General features: G+C 64.5%; 14 protein-coding genes. 6 read left to right on the forward strand and 8 right to left on the reverse strand.

Translation table 11 applies throughout. The features are described 5' to 3' along the window. The 4 genes from guaA to B3P22_RS12475 all read right to left on the reverse strand — a co-directional run. A partial coding sequence (gene guaA, locus B3P22_RS12460; RefSeq protein WP_296271172.1) for a glutamine-hydrolyzing GMP synthase occupies positions 1-784 on the reverse strand: 784 nt, incomplete at its 3' end. Positions 785-905: 121 nt separating this feature from the next. Beyond that, entirely contained in the window at positions 906-2,375 is a 1,470-nt protein-coding gene (gene guaB / locus B3P22_RS12465; protein WP_296271173.1) for an IMP dehydrogenase, read from the reverse strand. Between the two features lie 177 nt (positions 2,376-2,552). After that, the gene (locus B3P22_RS12470) at positions 2,553-3,107 is read right to left on the reverse strand and encodes a sugar ABC transporter ATPase (RefSeq protein ID WP_296271174.1); all 555 of its coding nucleotides are present in this window, start codon (positions 3,105-3,107) and stop codon (positions 2,553-2,555) included. Positions 3,108-3,164: 57 nt separating this feature from the next. Continuing rightward, entirely contained in the window at positions 3,165-3,632 is a 468-nt protein-coding gene (locus B3P22_RS12475) for a multidrug/biocide efflux PACE transporter (RefSeq protein WP_296271175.1), read from the reverse strand. Between the two features lie 89 nt (positions 3,633-3,721). Here B3P22_RS12475 and B3P22_RS12480 point away from each other — a divergent pair, with 89 nt between their 5' ends. From B3P22_RS12480 to leuA, 6 genes are all read left to right on the forward strand, one after another. Then, positions 3,722-4,639 (forward strand): LysR family transcriptional regulator, encoded by a 918-nt coding sequence (locus B3P22_RS12480; RefSeq protein WP_296271176.1) that lies wholly within the window; start codon positions 3,722-3,724, stop codon positions 4,637-4,639. Positions 4,640-4,952: 313 nt separating this feature from the next. Then, complete coding sequence (gene xseA / locus B3P22_RS12485) at positions 4,953-6,332, forward strand: exodeoxyribonuclease VII large subunit (RefSeq protein ID WP_296271177.1); 1,380 nt, start codon at positions 4,953-4,955, stop codon at positions 6,330-6,332. A gap of 4 nt (positions 6,333-6,336) precedes the next feature. Next, complete coding sequence (locus B3P22_RS12490) at positions 6,337-7,242, forward strand: peptidoglycan DD-metalloendopeptidase family protein (RefSeq protein WP_296271178.1); 906 nt, start codon at positions 6,337-6,339, stop codon at positions 7,240-7,242. Between the two features lie 90 nt (positions 7,243-7,332). Next, entirely contained in the window at positions 7,333-8,001 is a 669-nt protein-coding gene (locus tag B3P22_RS12495) for a glutathione S-transferase family protein (protein WP_296271179.1), read from the forward strand. A 179-nt stretch (positions 8,002-8,180) separates the two neighbouring features. Beyond that, positions 8,181-9,431, forward strand: a complete 1,251-nt coding sequence (locus B3P22_RS12500) for a mechanosensitive ion channel family protein (RefSeq protein WP_296271180.1) — start codon at positions 8,181-8,183, stop codon at positions 9,429-9,431. A 359-nt stretch (positions 9,432-9,790) separates the two neighbouring features. Then, positions 9,791-11,461 carry a 2-isopropylmalate synthase gene (leuA, locus tag B3P22_RS12505; protein ID WP_275545980.1) on the forward strand — a complete coding sequence of 557 codons (1,671 nt, stop codon included), beginning with the start codon at positions 9,791-9,793 and terminating at the stop codon, positions 11,459-11,461. A gap of 161 nt (positions 11,462-11,622) precedes the next feature. On the opposite strand, the gene B3P22_RS12510 is transcribed toward leuA, so the two are convergent. From B3P22_RS12510 to der, 4 genes are all read right to left on the reverse strand, one after another. Further along, positions 11,623-12,084 (reverse strand): hypothetical protein, encoded by a 462-nt coding sequence (locus tag B3P22_RS12510; RefSeq protein ID WP_296271181.1) that lies wholly within the window; start codon positions 12,082-12,084, stop codon positions 11,623-11,625. Between the two features lie 11 nt (positions 12,085-12,095). Continuing rightward, positions 12,096-12,878: an amidohydrolase gene (locus B3P22_RS12515; RefSeq protein ID WP_296271182.1), complete on the reverse strand. Its 783-nt coding sequence runs from the start codon at positions 12,876-12,878 to the stop codon at positions 12,096-12,098. A gap of 73 nt (positions 12,879-12,951) precedes the next feature. Beyond that, positions 12,952-14,100 carry a pyridoxal phosphate-dependent aminotransferase gene (locus B3P22_RS12520; protein WP_296271183.1) on the reverse strand — a complete coding sequence of 383 codons (1,149 nt, stop codon included), beginning with the start codon at positions 14,098-14,100 and terminating at the stop codon, positions 12,952-12,954. 142 nt (positions 14,101-14,242) lie between these two features. Continuing rightward, on the reverse strand, positions 14,243-15,718 hold the full coding sequence (der, locus tag B3P22_RS12525; RefSeq protein WP_275545984.1) for a ribosome biogenesis GTPase Der: 1,476 nt from the start codon (positions 15,716-15,718) through the stop codon (positions 14,243-14,245). Between the last annotated feature and the right edge of the window lie 82 nt (positions 15,719-15,800).

Consider the following 15,800-nt stretch of genomic DNA (forward strand, 5'->3'; position numbering starts at 1 on the left):
TGTCGACGAACACGCAGGTCAGCTGCGGGCCGATGGCCTTGTGCAGCAGCGCCGCGACCACCGAGGAGTCCACGCCGCCGGACAGGCCGAGCAGCACGTTGGCGTCGCCGACCTGGGCGCGCACGGCGGCCACGGCGTCTTCGACGATGTTGGCCGGGGTCCACAGGGCTTCACAGCCGCTGATCTCCAGCACGAAGCGCGAGAGGATGCGGCCGCCCTGCTTGGTGTGGGTCACTTCCGGGTGGAACTGCACGCCATAGTAGTGGCGGGTGTCGTCGCACATCGCGGCGATCGGGCAACTCGGGGTGCTGGCCAGGACGTGGAAGCCTTCCGGCAGGCGGGTGACCTTGTCGCCATGGCTCATCCACACGTCGAGGCCGAGCACGCCGTCGGCGTCGACATGGTCTTCGATGCCGGCCAGCAGCTGGCTCTTGCCGACCACGTCGACACGGGCGTAGCCGAACTCGCGCAGATCGGAGCCTTCAACCTTGCCGCCGAGCTGCTCGGCCATGGTCTGCATGCCGTAGCAGATGCCCAGTACCGGCACGTTCAGGTCGAACACGGCCTGGCGCGCGCGCGGGCTGTCGGCCTCGTGCACCGACTCCGGGCCGCCGGCGAGGATGATGCCGCGCGGAGCGAAGGCGCGGATGTCCTCGTCGCTCATGTCCCAGGGGTGCAGTTCGCAATAGACGCCGATTTCGCGCACGCGGCGGGCGATCAGCTGAGTGTACTGGGAACCGAAGTCCAGAATGAGGATGCGGTGGGCGTGAATGTCGTGGGCCATGGGCGCCTCTGCGAGGCAGCTGCAAGCCTCAAGCTGCAAGCTGCAAGTTGAAGAAGAAAGCGGCAGCCACGACGCTCGGTAGCTTGTGGCTTGCCGCTTGAAACTTGAAGCTGGGCGGGTTTCAACCCACCCGGTAGTTCGGCGCTTCCTTGGTGATCTGTACGTCGTGCACGTGCGACTCGGCCATGCCGGCGCCAGTGATGCGCACGAACTCGGGCTTGGTGCGCATTTCCTCGACGGTGGCGCAGCCGGTGTAACCCATGGAGGCACGCAGGCCGCCCATCAGCTGGTGAACGATGGCACTCATCGCGCCCTTGTAGGGTACGCGGCCTTCGATCCCTTCCGGCACCAGCTTCTCGGCACCGGCCGAAGAGTCCTGGAAGTAGCGATCCGAGGAGCCTTGCGCCTGGGCCATGGCGCCCAGCGAGCCCATGCCGCGGTAGGCCTTGTAGGAGCGGCCCTGGAACAGCTCGACTTCGCCCGGAGCTTCTTCGGTACCGGCCAGCATGGAGCCGATCATCACGGCGGAGGCGCCAGCGACGATGGCCTTGGACAGGTCACCGGAGAAGCGGATGCCGCCATCAGCGACCAGCGGCACGCCAGTGCCGGCCAGCGCGGCGGCGACATTGGCCACGGCGCTGATTTGCGGTACGCCGACGCCGGCGACGATACGGGTGGTGCAGATGGAACCCGGGCCGATACCGACCTTGACGCCATCGGCGCCGGCTTCGACCAGCGCCTTGGCGGCAGCGCCCGTGGCGATGTTGCCACCGATCACCTGGACTTCCGGGAAGTTCTGCTTGACCCAGCGCACGCGGTCGATCACGCCCTTGGAGTGACCGTGGGCGGTGTCGACGATGATCACGTCGACGCCAGCATTGACCAGCGCACTGACGCGATCACCGGTATCGGCACCAGTGCCGACCGCGGCGCCGACGCGCAGACGGCCCTGGTCGTCCTTGCTGGCCAGCGGGTAGGCCTTGGCTTTTTCGATGTCCTTGACGGTCATCATGCCCTTGAGGGTGAAGGCGTCGTCGACGATCAACACCTTCTCGATACGGTGCTTGTGCAGCAGCTCGCGAACGGTTTCCTTGTCGGCGCCTTCCTTGACGGTGACCAGGCGCTCTTTCGGCGTCATCACGTCACGCACCAGGGCGTCCAGACGGTTCTCGAAGCGCACGTCGCGGGAGGTGACGATGCCCACCAGGTCGCCATTACTCAGCACCGGTACCCCGGAGATGTTGTTCTGCCGGGTCAGCTCGAACAGGTCACGCACTGTGGCGTCGGCCTCGATGGTGATCGGGTCCTTGACTACGCCAGCCTCGAACTTCTTGACCTTGCGCACTTCGGCAGCCTGCTGCTCGATGGTCATATTCTTGTGGATGATGCCGATGCCGCCTTCCTGGGCCATGGCGATCGCCAGGCGCGCTTCGGTGACGGTGTCCATGGCCGCGGACAGCAGCGGGATGTTCAGTTCGATGCCGCGGGTCAGGCGGGTCTTCAGGCTGACGTCCTTGGGCAGTACCTCGGAATAACCGGGGATGAGCAGGACGTCGTCGAAAGTGAGTGCTTCTTGGCTGATGCGCAGCATGGCGGGCTCCCGAGCGGGAAAATAAGAAGCGCGGCATTATACCCAGCGAGGCCTCTGCACTCAATGCAAAGAGTGCCTTCAAGTAGACATGCCAGCAAAACTTTTCATCACCAGGCCTGCACTGAAAAACGGCGGTGCCGACGCCCTCCCTGAGCGGCCAGGCTGCGGGCAACAGGCTCAGGCCGGATCATCCACCCGCACCTGCCTCACCGCAAAGCCCAGGCGTTCGCCGAACTCCTCGACGAAGGCCGGGCGCAGACCGGCCTCCAGCCAGCCGTTGAAGATGAAACCCAGGTTGGAAAACCCACAGGGCTGCAGGAACAGGAAGCCGTTTATGTCATCTTCATGCCCGCATTCGGGGCAGATGAAGTTGTCAGTCTCCCCCGGCCACCATACTTCCAGGCTGTCGAACAACGGCACGCCGACCTCGCGGCGGCATTCGGCGCAGCCCGCTTCTTCGAGAAAGCCGCGCGTCGGTACATAGATGCAGCGGTGGGTGATGATCTCCAGGCCGTTGTGCGGCTGGCCATAGGGCAGCAATTCGGGACGCTGGGCGATACGCCGCGCGCCGGGCCCGATGGCGTAGGCCATACCGTTGCCGCCCTGGCCGCAGGTGGTCGGCAGCGCCTCGACGATCTCCCGCTTGACCAGCCAGCGCAGCATGGCCTGGGCCTTTTGCTCGTGGGCGGGAAGCGTGGAAATCTGCGGGACGAGAATCAGTTGGGCGGTCATGGCGATCAGGCAGCGGCGATGAAAAGACCCGGCAGCTTAGGCGCTGCCGCCAGCAAATCAAGCCTCGCGACAGGCTTGCTCGGCTGTTGCAACTTGCGCACGCGCCACCCAGCGCGCCCGCAGCAGGTCATAACCCCAGTTGAACGCCATGGTGTAGGGCAGGAAGAACAGAATCAGACCGATATCCAGCCAGAAGGCCGCCCACAAGCTGATCGACAGCCACCAGGCAGCCAGCGGCACCAGCACCAGGATCAGCCCCGCCTCGAACAGCAAGGCATGAGCCAGGCGTGCCTTGAACCCGCGATGGAAACCCATACGCCGCTGCGCCTGGTCGAACAGATAATTGAACAGCATGTTCCAGAGCATGGCGATGGTGGAGAACATCAGCGTCAGGGCGCCCATCTGAGCGAGCGGCTTGTCCATCAGCCAGGCCAGCGCCGACGCGCAGACACCTACCGCGATGAACTCGAAGGCCAGTGCATGGCCGACACGCTCCTTGAGGGAGCGCTGCAAGGGCTGAGTCATGGGATGAAGCCTCGTTAAGAAATGCGATGAGCGCTATGATCATCGGCATTACGGTTACCAACAAACCAGCTGCCATCGGGAAAACCGATATGAATCTATCCCCCGATTCACTCCAGGCGTTCGCCCAGGCAGCCAGCTGCGGCTCGCTCAGCGCTGCCGCACGGCGTTTGGGCAAGAGCCAGTCGACCATCAGCGAGGCAGTGGCGCGCCTCGAGCTGGACCTTGGCATCGAGCTGTTCGAGCGCGGCCCACGTCGGCTGCAATTGACCGAAGCCGGCAGCAGCCTGCTGGCTCATGCCGAAGAGGTGCTGGCCGCCAGTGATCGCCTGACTCGCCATGCCGCGAACCTCGCCGCTGGCCAGGAAGCGAAGCTGACCCTGGCGCTGTCGGACGCCTACCAGCCCAAACAGTACCAGGCACGCCTGGTCGAGCTGGACCAGCGCTTCCCCGATCTGGAATTCGAGTGCCTGATCGCCGAGCACGCCGACGTGCTGGACCTGGTCAATCAGGGCCGCGCGCACCTCGGCCTGCTGGCCGCGCAGCCGAACTACCCGCCTGATATCGCTCACGCCGGTGTCGCCGCCAACGCCGAGTTCGGCCTGTTCGTGGCCCGGGAACATCCATTGGCCAGGCAAAAATCGGTCACCAACGAGGATCTGGCCAACTGGCGCGTGCTGCGCCTGAGCAGCGTGGCCAGCAGCGAAACGCCGGCCGACGACCTGCCAGGCAGCGGCGGTCGGTGCTGGTCGGCGCCGGATTACCTGCTGCTACAGGAAATGGCGGCGCTGGGCTTCGGCTGGGCGGCGCTGCCGCGGGAACTGGTCACCAACCATGGCGGCGGGCTGCTGCAGGAGCTGCAATTGCCCGGCTGGCCACGGCACGTGCCGGTCGACGTAGCGTGGTCGCGCCAGCGCGAGTTGCGCCCGGTCGCCGCCTGGTTGCTGGGCCGCCTGCTCGAAGGCACAGCCCCCCAGAGGGAGCGTAATGCTGTTCACTTAAGGTCGTAGGCATTGGCTCCCCTCTCCCATTTATTGGGGGCACGCCTAGTGGAGAGGGGTTGGGGGAGAGGGCCGAAAACTCCGCGAAACTGCCAGCTTCCCCTCGCCGAACGCGGCCTGCCCTCACCCTCTCCCCGGAGGGGCGAGGGGACTAATCGCGCTCGACCGTTTCTTAAGTGAGCAGCATTACCAGTGGGAGCGGACTTGTCCGCGAAGCTTTTCTGCCAACCCATTCGCGGACGAGCCCGCTCCCACAACGGTATGTCCACGCATCGGTCGAACGGGTCGCAGCCGTCGCCTGCTCGGCTTATCATGCTGCCCCATGATCAAAGACCCATTCCAGCGCCTGAACCTCGACCGCGAAGTGCTCAGCGTCAGCCAGCTCAACAACCGCGCGCGTCTGCTGCTGGAGGATGTGTTCTCCGGTATCTGGGTCGAAGGGGAAATCTCCAACCTGGCCCGCCCGGCGTCCGGCCACATCTATTTCACCTTGAAAGACAACCAGGCCCAGGTGCGCTGCGCGCTGTTCCGCCAGAACGCCGCACGCGTACGCCAGGCGCTGCGCGACGGCCTGGCAGTGAAGGTGCGCGGCAAGGTCTCGTTGTTCGAGGGTCGCGGCGACTACCAGTTGATTCTCGATGCCGTCGAGCCAGCCGGTGACGGCGCCCTGCGCCTGGCCTTCGAGGCGCTGAAGGAAAAGCTCGGCGCCGAGGGCCTGTTTTCCACCGAACGCAAGATCGCCCTGCCCGCCCATCCCAAGCGCATCGGCATCGTCACCTCGCCCACCGGCGCGGTGATCCGCGACATCATCAGCGTGTTCCGTCGCCGCGCGCCGCAGGTGGAGCTGAACCTGATTCCCACCGCCGTGCAGGGCCGCGACGCCACCGCACAGATCGTCCGCGCCCTGCAACGCGCCGATGCGCAGGGTTTCGACGCGCTGATCCTGGCCCGCGGCGGCGGCTCGCTGGAAGACCTGTGGTGCTTCAACGAGGAAGCCGTGGCCCGCGCCGTAGCCGCCTGCGTCACCCCCATCGTCAGCGCCGTGGGTCACGAGACGGATGTTTCCATCGCCGACTTCGTCGCCGATATGCGTGCACCGACGCCCTCGGCCGCCGCCGAACTGCTGGCCCCGGACAGCAGCGAACTGGTGCAGCGTCTGCACAGCCTGCAGCGGCGTCTGGTCCTGCACATGCAGGGTCGTCTGGCCCGTGAACGTCTGCGTCTGGAAGGCACCAGCCGACGTCTGCGTCATCCCGGCGAGCGCCTGCGTCAGCAGGCCCAGCGTCTGGACGACCTGGACATGCGCCTGCGCCGCGCCTTCAATCAGCAATTCGCCAGTCAACGCGAGCGCCTGGCCCGTCTCGACGCACGCCTCGCCGCGCAGCATCCGGGCCGTAACCTGGCCCTGCTGCGCCAGCGCCTGGACGGCCTGGCGGCGCGCCTGCCTCGCGCCATGCAGGCACAGCTGCGCAGCCAGCGCCAGCAACTCGGCGCGCTAGCCGCGCAACTGCAGATCGTCAGCCCACTGGCCACTCTTGGCCGCGGCTACGCCATCCTCCTCGACGAGCGCGGTCAGGCCGTGCGCAGCGCCGCGCAGACAGAGCCGGGCCAGCGCCTCAAGGCGCGCCTGAGCGAAGGCGAACTGGACGTGCGCGTCGAAGACAACCACATACAACCGGCGACCCTGTCGCTTCTGGATTGAACCAATGCCAGCATCCCTGCGTAGGAGCGAGCTCTGCTCGCGAAGTTTTTTCAACCTGCACGTTCGCGAGCAGGGCTCGCTCCTACGAGCACTCTGCGTAAGCCTATTGACCCTTTTCCTCGCCCTGCCCGCCCATGCCGAAGGCTTCATCACCCGCCTGCTGAACAAGCCGGTACCGGGCGGTGTGGCCGTGGTCGATCTGGGCAACCCGGCGCAGGCGCCCAAGGTGCGCTATCAGGGCAAGCCGGTGCTGACCGTGCGCGAGGACGGCCAGCGCTGGATCGCCATTGTCGGCATCCCGCTGAGCGTCAAGCCCGGCACCCAGCAGGTGGACGTCGAGGGCGGCCGGACGCTGAGCTTCCAGGTCGGCGCCAAGCACTACACCGAGCAGCGCATCACCATCAAGAACCAGCAACAGGTCACGCCCAACGCGGAGAATCTCAAGCGTATCGAGCGCGAGCTGGCCGAGCAGACTCGCGCCTATCAACAGTTCAGCGCGCGCCAGCCGAGCAACCTGCTGTTCGACAGGCCGGTCAACGGCCCGCTGTCGAGCCCCTTCGGCCTGCGCCGCTTCTTCAACGGCGAGGAGCGCAACCCGCACTCGGGCCTGGACTTCGCCGCCAACCGCGGCACGCCGATCAAGGCGCCGGCAGCGGGCAAGGTGATCCTGGTCGGCGACTATTTCTTCAATGGCAAGACGGTGTTCGTCGACCACGGTCAGGGCCTGATCAGCATGTTCTGCCACCTGTCGGAGATCGGCGTGAAGGTCGGCGACGAGCTGGCCCGCGGCGGCGTGCTCGGCAAGGTCGGCGCCACCGGCCGCGCGACCGGCCCGCACCTGCACTGGAACGTCAGCCTCAACGATGCGCGGGTCGACCCGGCGATCTTCATCGGCGCGTTCAAGCCATAAACCGAGGTACTTGCGCGCCGCCGCAGGTTAGCGTCTAACCTGACGGCGACCCGCTGACCGACGATTGCCCGACCGCACCGAGGAGCCACCATGATCACCGTCCACCACCTGAACAACTCGCGCTCGCAGCGCATCCTCTGGCTGCTCGAAGAGCTGGGCGTCGACTACCAGATCAAGCGCTACGAGCGTGACCCGAAAACCATGCTCGCTCCGCCGGAACTACGCGCGGTGCACCCGCTGGGCAAGTCGCCGGTGGTCACCGACGGCGAGCTGACCCTGGCCGAATCCGGCGCCATCATCGACTACCTCGCCAACCGCTACGGCCCGCACCTGCTACCAGCTGCCGATAGCCCCGAGCGCCTGCGCTGCACGTACTGGCTGCACTACGCCGAAGGCTCGGCCATGCCGCCGCTGCTGCTCAAGCTGGTGTTCGACAAGATGGAAAGCAGCCCGATGCCCTTCTTCGTCAAACCTATCGCCCGCGGCATCGCGCAGAAGGTCAAGAGCGCTTTCGTCGCGCCGCAGCTCAAGCTGCATCTCGATTATCTGGAAAGCGAGCTGGGCAAGAGCACCTGGTTCGCCGGCGAGCAGTTCAGCGCCGCCGATATCCAGTTGAGCTTCCCGCTGGAAGCCGCCGCCGCTCGCGCCGGCCTGGACGCCAGCCGCCCACGCCTGATGGCCTTTCTCGAACGCATCCATGCCCGCCCCGCCTACCAACGCGCCCTGGAAAAAGGCGGCGAATACGCCTACGCCAAGTGATGTCCTGCTCGGCGCCGGGCCACACGCGCCGATCAGCCACCAGGCGTTATCGCGACTGACTGCAGACGCACACAGCCGATGCTGACGCGCTTGCCCGCCAGCAACCCGTGTTTGCTAAGGTACGCGCGCCATCGCGCGGCGCGCCCGCGGCGGCGGTCATGAAACGAGCGAGAGACGCGATGAAAGAACAGTACCAGGCCACCCTCGCGTGGCTTCAGCAATACCCCGAGCTGCACACCCTGATCAGCCTGAGCCTACTGATTCTCGGTGCCTGGATCGCCAATTGGGTGGTCAAGCGCATTCTCGTGCGTGGCATCTACCGCGCGCTGCGTTCGACCAGCATCGGCCAGGACAAGGTACTCAGCCACTCCCACGTGGTGCGCCGCCTGGCCAACATCGTGCCGGCGCTGATCCTCACCGCTGGCATCAAGGTGATCCCGCATTTGCCCGAGGCCGTGGTCACGGTGGTGCAGAACGTCTGTAGCGCCTTCATCATCCTGACCATCGCCCTGGCCATCGCCGGCGTACTGAACCTGATCAACACGCTCTACCAGCGCCGCCCCAACGCGCATTTGAAGCCCATCAAGGGTTATATCCAGGTGGTGACCATCGTCATCTACGCCATCGCGGCGATCCTGATGGTGGCCGCGCTGATCGACCGCTCGCCGCTGATCCTGCTCTCCGGCCTCGGCGCCATGGCCGCCGTGCTGATGCTGATTTTCCAGGACACCCTGCTGTCGCTGGTGGCCAGCGTGCAGATTTCCTCCAGCGACATCATCCGCGTCGGTGACTGGGTGGAAATGCCGCAGCTCAATGCCGATGGCGACGTGATCGACATCGCCCTGCACACGGTCAAGGTGCAGAACTTCGACAAGACCATCACCACCATCCCGACCAAACGCTTCATCAGCGACCCATTTAAGAACTGGCGCGGCATGCAGGAATCCGGCGGTCGCCGGATCAAGCGCGCGCTGTACCTGGATCAGACCAGCGTGCACTTTCTCAACGATGAAGAAGTCGCCCGCCTGCGCCGCTTCATGCTGCTCGACGAATACCTCGACCGTAAGGACCAGGAGCTGCAGGACTGGAACACCAAGCTGGCCGAGCACGGCAAGGAAGCGGTCAACACCCGCCGCATCACCAACATTGGCAGCTTCCGCGCCTACGTCGAGCACTACCTGCGGCACAACCCGAACGTCCACCAGAACATGACCCTGCTGGTGCGCCAGCTCAGCCCGACCGCCGACGGCCTGCCGCTGGAAATCTACTGTTTCACCAATACCGTGGCATGGAGTGCCTATGAGGGTATCCAGTCGGACATCTTCGACCATCTGCTGGCCATCCTCCCTGAATTCGGCCTGCGCGTGTTCCAGCACCCGAGCGGCGCAGACATGCGCGAGCTGCGCCCGTCTTTGCACCTAACGCCTTAGAGCCTGCACCTCGCTGCGGGAGCCAGCTTGCTGGCCCCGATCGCGTCGTGGCCGGTGGTGGCGCGATCGCTGCGCAATCAAAGCCCGATGTTCCGACAATTCCCGCAACAAAAAGCTTCCTGCCGACCGTAGACGCGTTTTTTCACCAATTTTCTTAACGTACTTGCCAGCTTTTTTCACAATAGTTAGGGTTGGCTTCATGAACATCTGGCAAACCCTCATCACTCTTCGGCAACACGCCAATCTCTGCCTGGTCGCCCAACGACTGCGCTAGGGTCTGCCGACCCCGAATCTCTCTGCTTCCTTCAGCTCTTTATTTTCAGCACGGCCTGCTTGGCCTTCGCGTTCAGGATTGATTCATGAGCATGCTCAAAGACCCGTCGAAGAAATACCGTCCGTTCACTCAGATCCAGATTCCCGACCGCACCTGGCCAGACCAGATCATCGACAAGGCGCCGATCTGGCTGTCCACCGACCTGCGTGACGGCAACCAGTCGCTGATCGAGCCGATGGACGCCGAGAAGAAGATGCGCTTCTTCAAGTGCCTGCTGGCGGTGGGTCTGAAGGAAATCGAAGTGGGCTTTCCGTCCGCTTCGCAGACCGACTTCGACTTCGTGCGTGAGCTGATCGAAGGCGGCCACATCCCCGACGACGTGACCATCCAGGTGCTGACCCAGGCCCGTGACGACCTTATCGAGCGCACCTTCGAGTCGCTCAAGGGCGCCAAGAAGGCCATCGTTCACTACTACAACGCCTGCGCGCCGAGCTTCCGCAAGATCGTCTTCAACCAGGACAAGGCCGGCGTGAAAGCCATCGCCGTGGCCGCCGGCACCACCATCAAGCGCCTGGCCGACGCCGCGCCTGAGACCCAGTGGGGCTTCGAGTACTCGCCGGAAGTGTTCAGCAGCACCGAAATCGACTTCGCCGTCGAGGTGTGCAACGCAGTGATCGACGTGTTCCAGCCTACCCCGGCCAACCCGCTGATCCTCAACCTGCCAGCCACCATCGAATGCGCCACGCCGAACAACTACGCCGACCAGATCGAATGGTTCGGCCGCCACGTGAACAAGCGCGACAGCGTGCTGATCAGCGTGCACACCCATAACGACCGCGGCACCGGCGTCGCTGCCTCGGAGTTGGCCGTCATGGCCGGCGCCGATCGCGTCGAAGGCTGCCTGTTCGGCAACGGCGAGCGCACCGGCAACGTCTGCCTGGTGACCCTGGCGCTGAACCTCTACACCCAGGGCGTCGACCCGCAGCTGGACTTCTCCGACATCGACGCGGTGCGCAAGGTGGTCGAGGACTGCAACCAGATTCCGGTGCACCCGCGCCATCCGTACGTCGGCGACCTGGTCCACACCGCTTTCTCCGGCTCGCACCAGGACGCCATCCGCAAGGGCTTCGCCCAGCAGAAGGAAGATGCGCTGTGGGAAGTGCCGTACCTGCCGATCGACCCGGCCGACATCGGCCGCGATTACGAGGCGGTGATCCGTGTGAACAGCCAGTCCGGCAAGGGCGGCATCACCTTCCTGCTCGAGCAGGAATACGGCATCAACCTGCCGCGCCGCATGCAGATCGAGTTCAGCCAGGTGGTGCAGCGTGAAACCGACCGCCTGGGTCTGGAGATGACTGCCGCGCAAATATACAAGTTGCTCGAGACCGAATACCTGCAAGCGCGCAGCCCCTACGCCCTGAAAGGTCATCGTTTGCAGGAAGAGAACGGTACCAGCGCAGTCGACGTGGAAGTCGTCGAGGGCGGTGAGAACCATCATTGGCGTGGCATCGGCAAGGGCCCGCTGGAAGCGCTGGCCGCAGCCCTGCCGGTGGCCATCGAAGTCATGGACTACAGCGAACACGCTATTGGCGCTGGCGCCAATGCCAAGGCTGCGGCCTACATCGAGCTGCGCGTCAACGGCGGCCGCGCTCTGCACGGCATCGGTATCGACGAGAACCTGACCACGGCCAGCTTCCGTGCCCTGTTCAGTGCACTCAACCGCGCCCTGAGCCAGAGCGAGTCGCAAGCGGCCTGATCCATCGACGCTGGACACAAGAACGCCGGGCAATGCCCGGCGTTCTTGTATGCGTATCTGGCCGTCTCGAGCGTAGGGCGGGTGAAACCCGCCACATGGACCCGGCGGGTGCACCCGCCCTACCGACTTTGGTAGCCCGGATGCAATCCGGGAAGCAGCATTCAGATATCGAAAATCATCAGCACCGCGAACATCAGCGCAGCCAGGCCGAGGGTGAACAATAGGCCGATGCCGGCCGCACGCCAGTTGGATAGGAACGCACCGCCGGCCTCGACATGTTGTTTGAGGTCAGCCTCCTGCAGATTCTTCGCCAGCATGATCATCGCCATCAGTTGCGCGACGGCGAACGGCAGCGCCGGCACTTCCTCCGGCAACACGAAAGCCAAGACCAAGGTGACGATCAGAAGCACGACGGAAATGCCCCAGACCATCGCCACTCGATGCGCCTGACCGAGCAATTGCAGGTTATGCGCCAGCAGCCAGGCACCGGCCAGCGGCGTGCCGATAAAGGTCGCCAGACCGACGCCGGCGATGCTGTAAAGCGGCTGCTGCTGTGTAGTGGCTTGCTGCAGGTCGGCCTGCGGTGTCTGGAAGGGATTGCTCTGCTGTACGTCCATGTTCATGTAGCTCCTGATCAGTTCAAGGTGAAGACATCTGCATCCAGATGCGCAGGGAAGCGCTCGCGATAGGCAGCCAGTGCCTCGCTGGACAGCCGAAGACGGAACACGCCATCGTCCTCACCTGCCGCCAACAATGACTCGCCCTGGAAATCCAGCACCTGGGAATCGCCAGTATACGCGTGCCCTTTGCCATCCTCGCCGACCCGGTTCACAGCCGCGACATAGCACAGGTTCTCGATAGCCCGCGCCGGCAGCAGACGATTCCAGTGCTGGCGGCGAGCGCCCGGCCAGTTGGCGGTATACAGCAGCAAATCGGTGCCCTGCGGGTCGCGGCTCCATACCGGAAAGCGCAGGTCGTAGCAGATCAGCGGGCGCACACGCCACCCCTTGAGCTCCAGCACTACTTGCTCATCGCCGGCGCTGTAGTGCTTGTGCTCGCCGGCCATGCGGAACAGATGGCGTTTGTCGTAATGCGCCAGTGAACCATCCGGGCGCGCCCAGAGCAGGCGATTACGGTAGCTGCCATCAGCCTCCTGGATGATCAGGCTGCCGCAGACCACCGCATCAATGCGCTGCGCCTGCTCGCGCAACCACTGCGTAGTGGGGCCGCCCTCGGCTTCGGCCAGTTCGGCCGAGTCCATGGAGAAACCGGTGCTGAACATCTCCGGCAATATTACCAGATCGGCGCCGCGTGCCTGCTCCAGCAAGTGCTCGAAATGATGGCGGTTGGCGACCGGGTCATGCCAGGCCAGGGTGGTCTGGATCAGCGCCAGTTCAAGATCGGGTTTGTTGCTCATTGGAGCGCCTCGCTCGTCGTAGGGCGGGTGGAACCCACCAACACCTCAGAGGCGGGTTGCACCCGCCCTACCATCACACCGCGCATAGCTTCTCGGCCGCCTGGCGCAGGGTTTCCTCACGCTTGGCGAAGCAGAAGCGCACCAGACGCATATCCTCGGGCGCGGACTGGTAGAACACCGACACCGGGATCGCCGCGACGCCATGCTCGCGAGTCAGCCACTCGGCCATGGCCACGTCGTCCAGATCGGGGCGAATCGCCGAATAGTCGGCCAGCTGGAAGTAGGTACCCGGAGCGCGGGTGAAGGTGAAGCGCGAGCCGGCCAGCAGGTCGCAGAACAGGTCGCGCTTGGCCTGATAGAAAGCCGGCAGCTCTTCGACATGTTCGGGGTGCGCGGCCATGAACTCGGCCAGACCGAACTGCAGCGGCGTCACCCCACAGAAATTAACGTACTGGTGGATCTTGCGCAGCTCGGCGGTCAATGCGGGCGGCGCCACCACGTAGCCGGTCTTCCAGCCGGTGACGTGGTAGGTCTTGCCGAAGGAGCTGACCACGAAGGCGCGCCGGTACAGCTCCTCGTGCGCCAGCACGCTGGCATGGCGGGCGCCGTCGAAGATCAGGTGCTCGTAGACTTCGTCGCTGATCACATGGATATCGCGACCACGAATCAGCTCGGCCAGCTTGTCCAGATCAGCACGCGTCAGCAGAGCGCCGCTGGGGTTGTGCGGTGAGTTGAGAAAGATCAGGCGGGTACGCGGGCTGATGGCATCGGCCAGGCGCTGCCAGTCCACGGCGAAATCCGGCAATGCCAGCGGCACATGCACGCAGCGCCCGCCGGCCAACTCCACCGACGGCTCGTAACTGTCGTAGCAAGGGTCGAGCACGATGGTTTCATCGCCCGGACGGATGAGCGCCTGCACCGCGCAAAAGATCGCCTCGGTGGCGCCGGGGGTGATGGTGATCTCGCTGTTGGCATCACGCTGCACGCCGTAGCTGCGGGCGATCTTGGCCGCAACCTGCTGGCGCAAACTCGGCAGTCCGGTCATCGGCGAATACTGGTTGCGCCCTTCCATGAGGTGGCGCGCCACTGCTTCGCGCAGTGCCTGCGGCCCGTCGAAATCGGGGAAGCCCTGGGACAGATTGATCGCGCCAGTCTCCAGAGCGAGCTGGGACATCCGCGTGAAGATGGTGGTGCCGACGTTGGGCAGTTTGCTGACGAGCATCGCGACCTCCTACGAAGAACTAGGCAAGCCGCGAGGATAGCCGAAGGGCGCCATAGGCGGCACCCGCAGTGCTTATGAAAAAGAGCTGGAAGCTTATGCCGTGCACGCCGAGCGATGCCCGGCGTGCACGCTTCTGCGGAGCTTACTTGCGCTTGTCCTTGCGCTTCTTCTCGGCCTTCTTGTGGTGGCTCATCAGGCGGCGCTTCTTGTTCACCTGGCGATCGGTGAGCTTGTTCTTGTTGCCCTCGTAGGGGTTGTCGCCGCCCTTGTACTCGATGCGGATCGGCGTACCCACCAGTTTCAGCACGCGGCGGAAGGTATTTTCCAGGTAGCGGCTGTAGGCGCGCGGTACGGCGTCGACCTGGTTACCGTGGATCACGATCAGCGGCGGGTTGGCACCGCCCAGGTGGGCATAGCGCAGCTTGATGCGGCGACCGTTGACCAGGGGCGGCGCGTGGTCGCTGACGGCATCTTCGAGAATCTGCGTGAGGCGGCTGGTGGGCCAGCGGGTGATGGCCGATTTGAAGGAGGCCTGCACCGACTTGTACAGATGGCCAACGCCGGTGCCGTGCAGGGCGGAGATGAAGTGGATGTCGGCGAAGTCGACGAAGAACAGCCGGCGCTCCAGCTCGGTCTTCACGTAGTCCTTCTGCCCCTGGTCCATGCCGTCCCACTTGTTCAGGGCGATGACCAGGGCGCGGCCGCTTTCCAGCACGAAGCCGAGCAGGTTGAGGTCGTGATCGACCACGCCTTCGCGGGCGTCCATGACGAACACCACGACGTTGGAGTCCTGGATGGCCTGCAGCGTCTTGACCACCGAGAACTTTTCCACCGCCTCGAAGATCTTGCCGCGACGACGTACGCCGGCGGTGTCGATCAGGGTGTACTTCTCGTCGTCACGCTCGAACGGGATGTAGATGCTGTCACGGGTGGTGCCGGCCTGGTCATAGACGATCACCCGCTCTTCGCCGAGCATGCGGTTGACCAGGGTCGACTTGCCGACGTTGGGGCGGCCGATGATGGCCAGCTTGATGCCGTCCTTCTCGCTCGGGCCGGGAATGCGCTTGGCCTCCTGGCCTTCCAGCACTTCTTCCTCCTCGGCGCCCTCTTCCGGCTCGCCGGCATCCTTGGGGAAAGCGCCGAGCACCACTTCGAGCATCTGGGTGATGCCGCGACCATGGGCACCGGCAATCGCCAGCGGTTCGCCCAGGCCCATGGGGCTGAATTCGGCACGGGCCAGGTCGACGTCTAGGTTATCGACCTTGTTCACCACCAGGAAGCTCTGCTTGTTACGACGGCGCAGGTGCTCGCCGATCATCTGGTCGGAGGCGGTCATGCCGGCACGCGCGTCCACCAGGAACAGCACGGCATCGGCCTCTTCGATGGCCTGCAGCGACTGCTCGGCCATCTTCGCGTCGATGCCTTCCTCGTCACCGGAAATACCGCCGGTGTCGATCACGATATAGGTGCGCCCCTGCCACTTCGCCTCGCCATACTGGCGGTCGCGGGTCAGACCGGACAGGTCGCCGACGATGGCGTCGCGGCTGCGGGTCAGGCGGTTGAAGAGTGTGGACTTGCCGACGTTCGGCCGGCCCACCAGGGCAATTACGGGAACCATCAGGCTATCCACTTGAGTTAATTCAGAAAATGCAAAGGCCGCTGCATGGGCAGCGGCCGGGATACTTCGTGCTGCCAGATAT

Origin of the sequence: Pseudomonas sp. UBA6323 (assembly GCF_002439135.1) — a bacterium.
GTDB lineage: Bacteria > Pseudomonadota > Gammaproteobacteria > Pseudomonadales > Pseudomonadaceae > Aquipseudomonas.

What these genes read in the sequence shown, in the direction of transcription:
- guaB (WP_296271173.1), bottom strand. Translation starts at nt 2,375, where the DNA reads ATGCTGCGCATCAGCCAAGAAGCACTCACTTTCGACGACGTCCTGCTC.
- B3P22_RS12470 (WP_296271174.1), bottom strand. Translation starts at nt 3,107, where the DNA reads ATGACCGCCCAACTGATTCTCGTCCCGCAGATTTCCACGCTTCCCGCC.
- B3P22_RS12475 (WP_296271175.1), bottom strand. Translation starts at nt 3,632, where the DNA reads ATGACTCAGCCCTTGCAGCGCTCCCTCAAGGAGCGTGTCGGCCATGCA.
- B3P22_RS12480 (WP_296271176.1), top strand. Translation starts at nt 3,722, where the DNA reads ATGAATCTATCCCCCGATTCACTCCAGGCGTTCGCCCAGGCAGCCAGC.
- xseA (WP_296271177.1), top strand. Translation starts at nt 4,953, where the DNA reads ATGATCAAAGACCCATTCCAGCGCCTGAACCTCGACCGCGAAGTGCTC.
- B3P22_RS12490 (WP_296271178.1), top strand. Translation starts at nt 6,337, where the DNA reads ATGCCAGCATCCCTGCGTAGGAGCGAGCTCTGCTCGCGAAGTTTTTTC.
- B3P22_RS12495 (WP_296271179.1), top strand. Translation starts at nt 7,333, where the DNA reads ATGATCACCGTCCACCACCTGAACAACTCGCGCTCGCAGCGCATCCTC.
- B3P22_RS12500 (WP_296271180.1), top strand. Translation starts at nt 8,181, where the DNA reads ATGAAAGAACAGTACCAGGCCACCCTCGCGTGGCTTCAGCAATACCCC.
- leuA (WP_275545980.1), top strand. Translation starts at nt 9,791, where the DNA reads ATGAGCATGCTCAAAGACCCGTCGAAGAAATACCGTCCGTTCACTCAG.
- B3P22_RS12510 (WP_296271181.1), bottom strand. Translation starts at nt 12,084, where the DNA reads ATGAACATGGACGTACAGCAGAGCAATCCCTTCCAGACACCGCAGGCC.
- B3P22_RS12515 (WP_296271182.1), bottom strand. Translation starts at nt 12,878, where the DNA reads ATGAGCAACAAACCCGATCTTGAACTGGCGCTGATCCAGACCACCCTG.
- B3P22_RS12520 (WP_296271183.1), bottom strand. Translation starts at nt 14,100, where the DNA reads ATGCTCGTCAGCAAACTGCCCAACGTCGGCACCACCATCTTCACGCGG.
- der (WP_275545984.1), bottom strand. Translation starts at nt 15,718, where the DNA reads ATGGTTCCCGTAATTGCCCTGGTGGGCCGGCCGAACGTCGGCAAGTCC.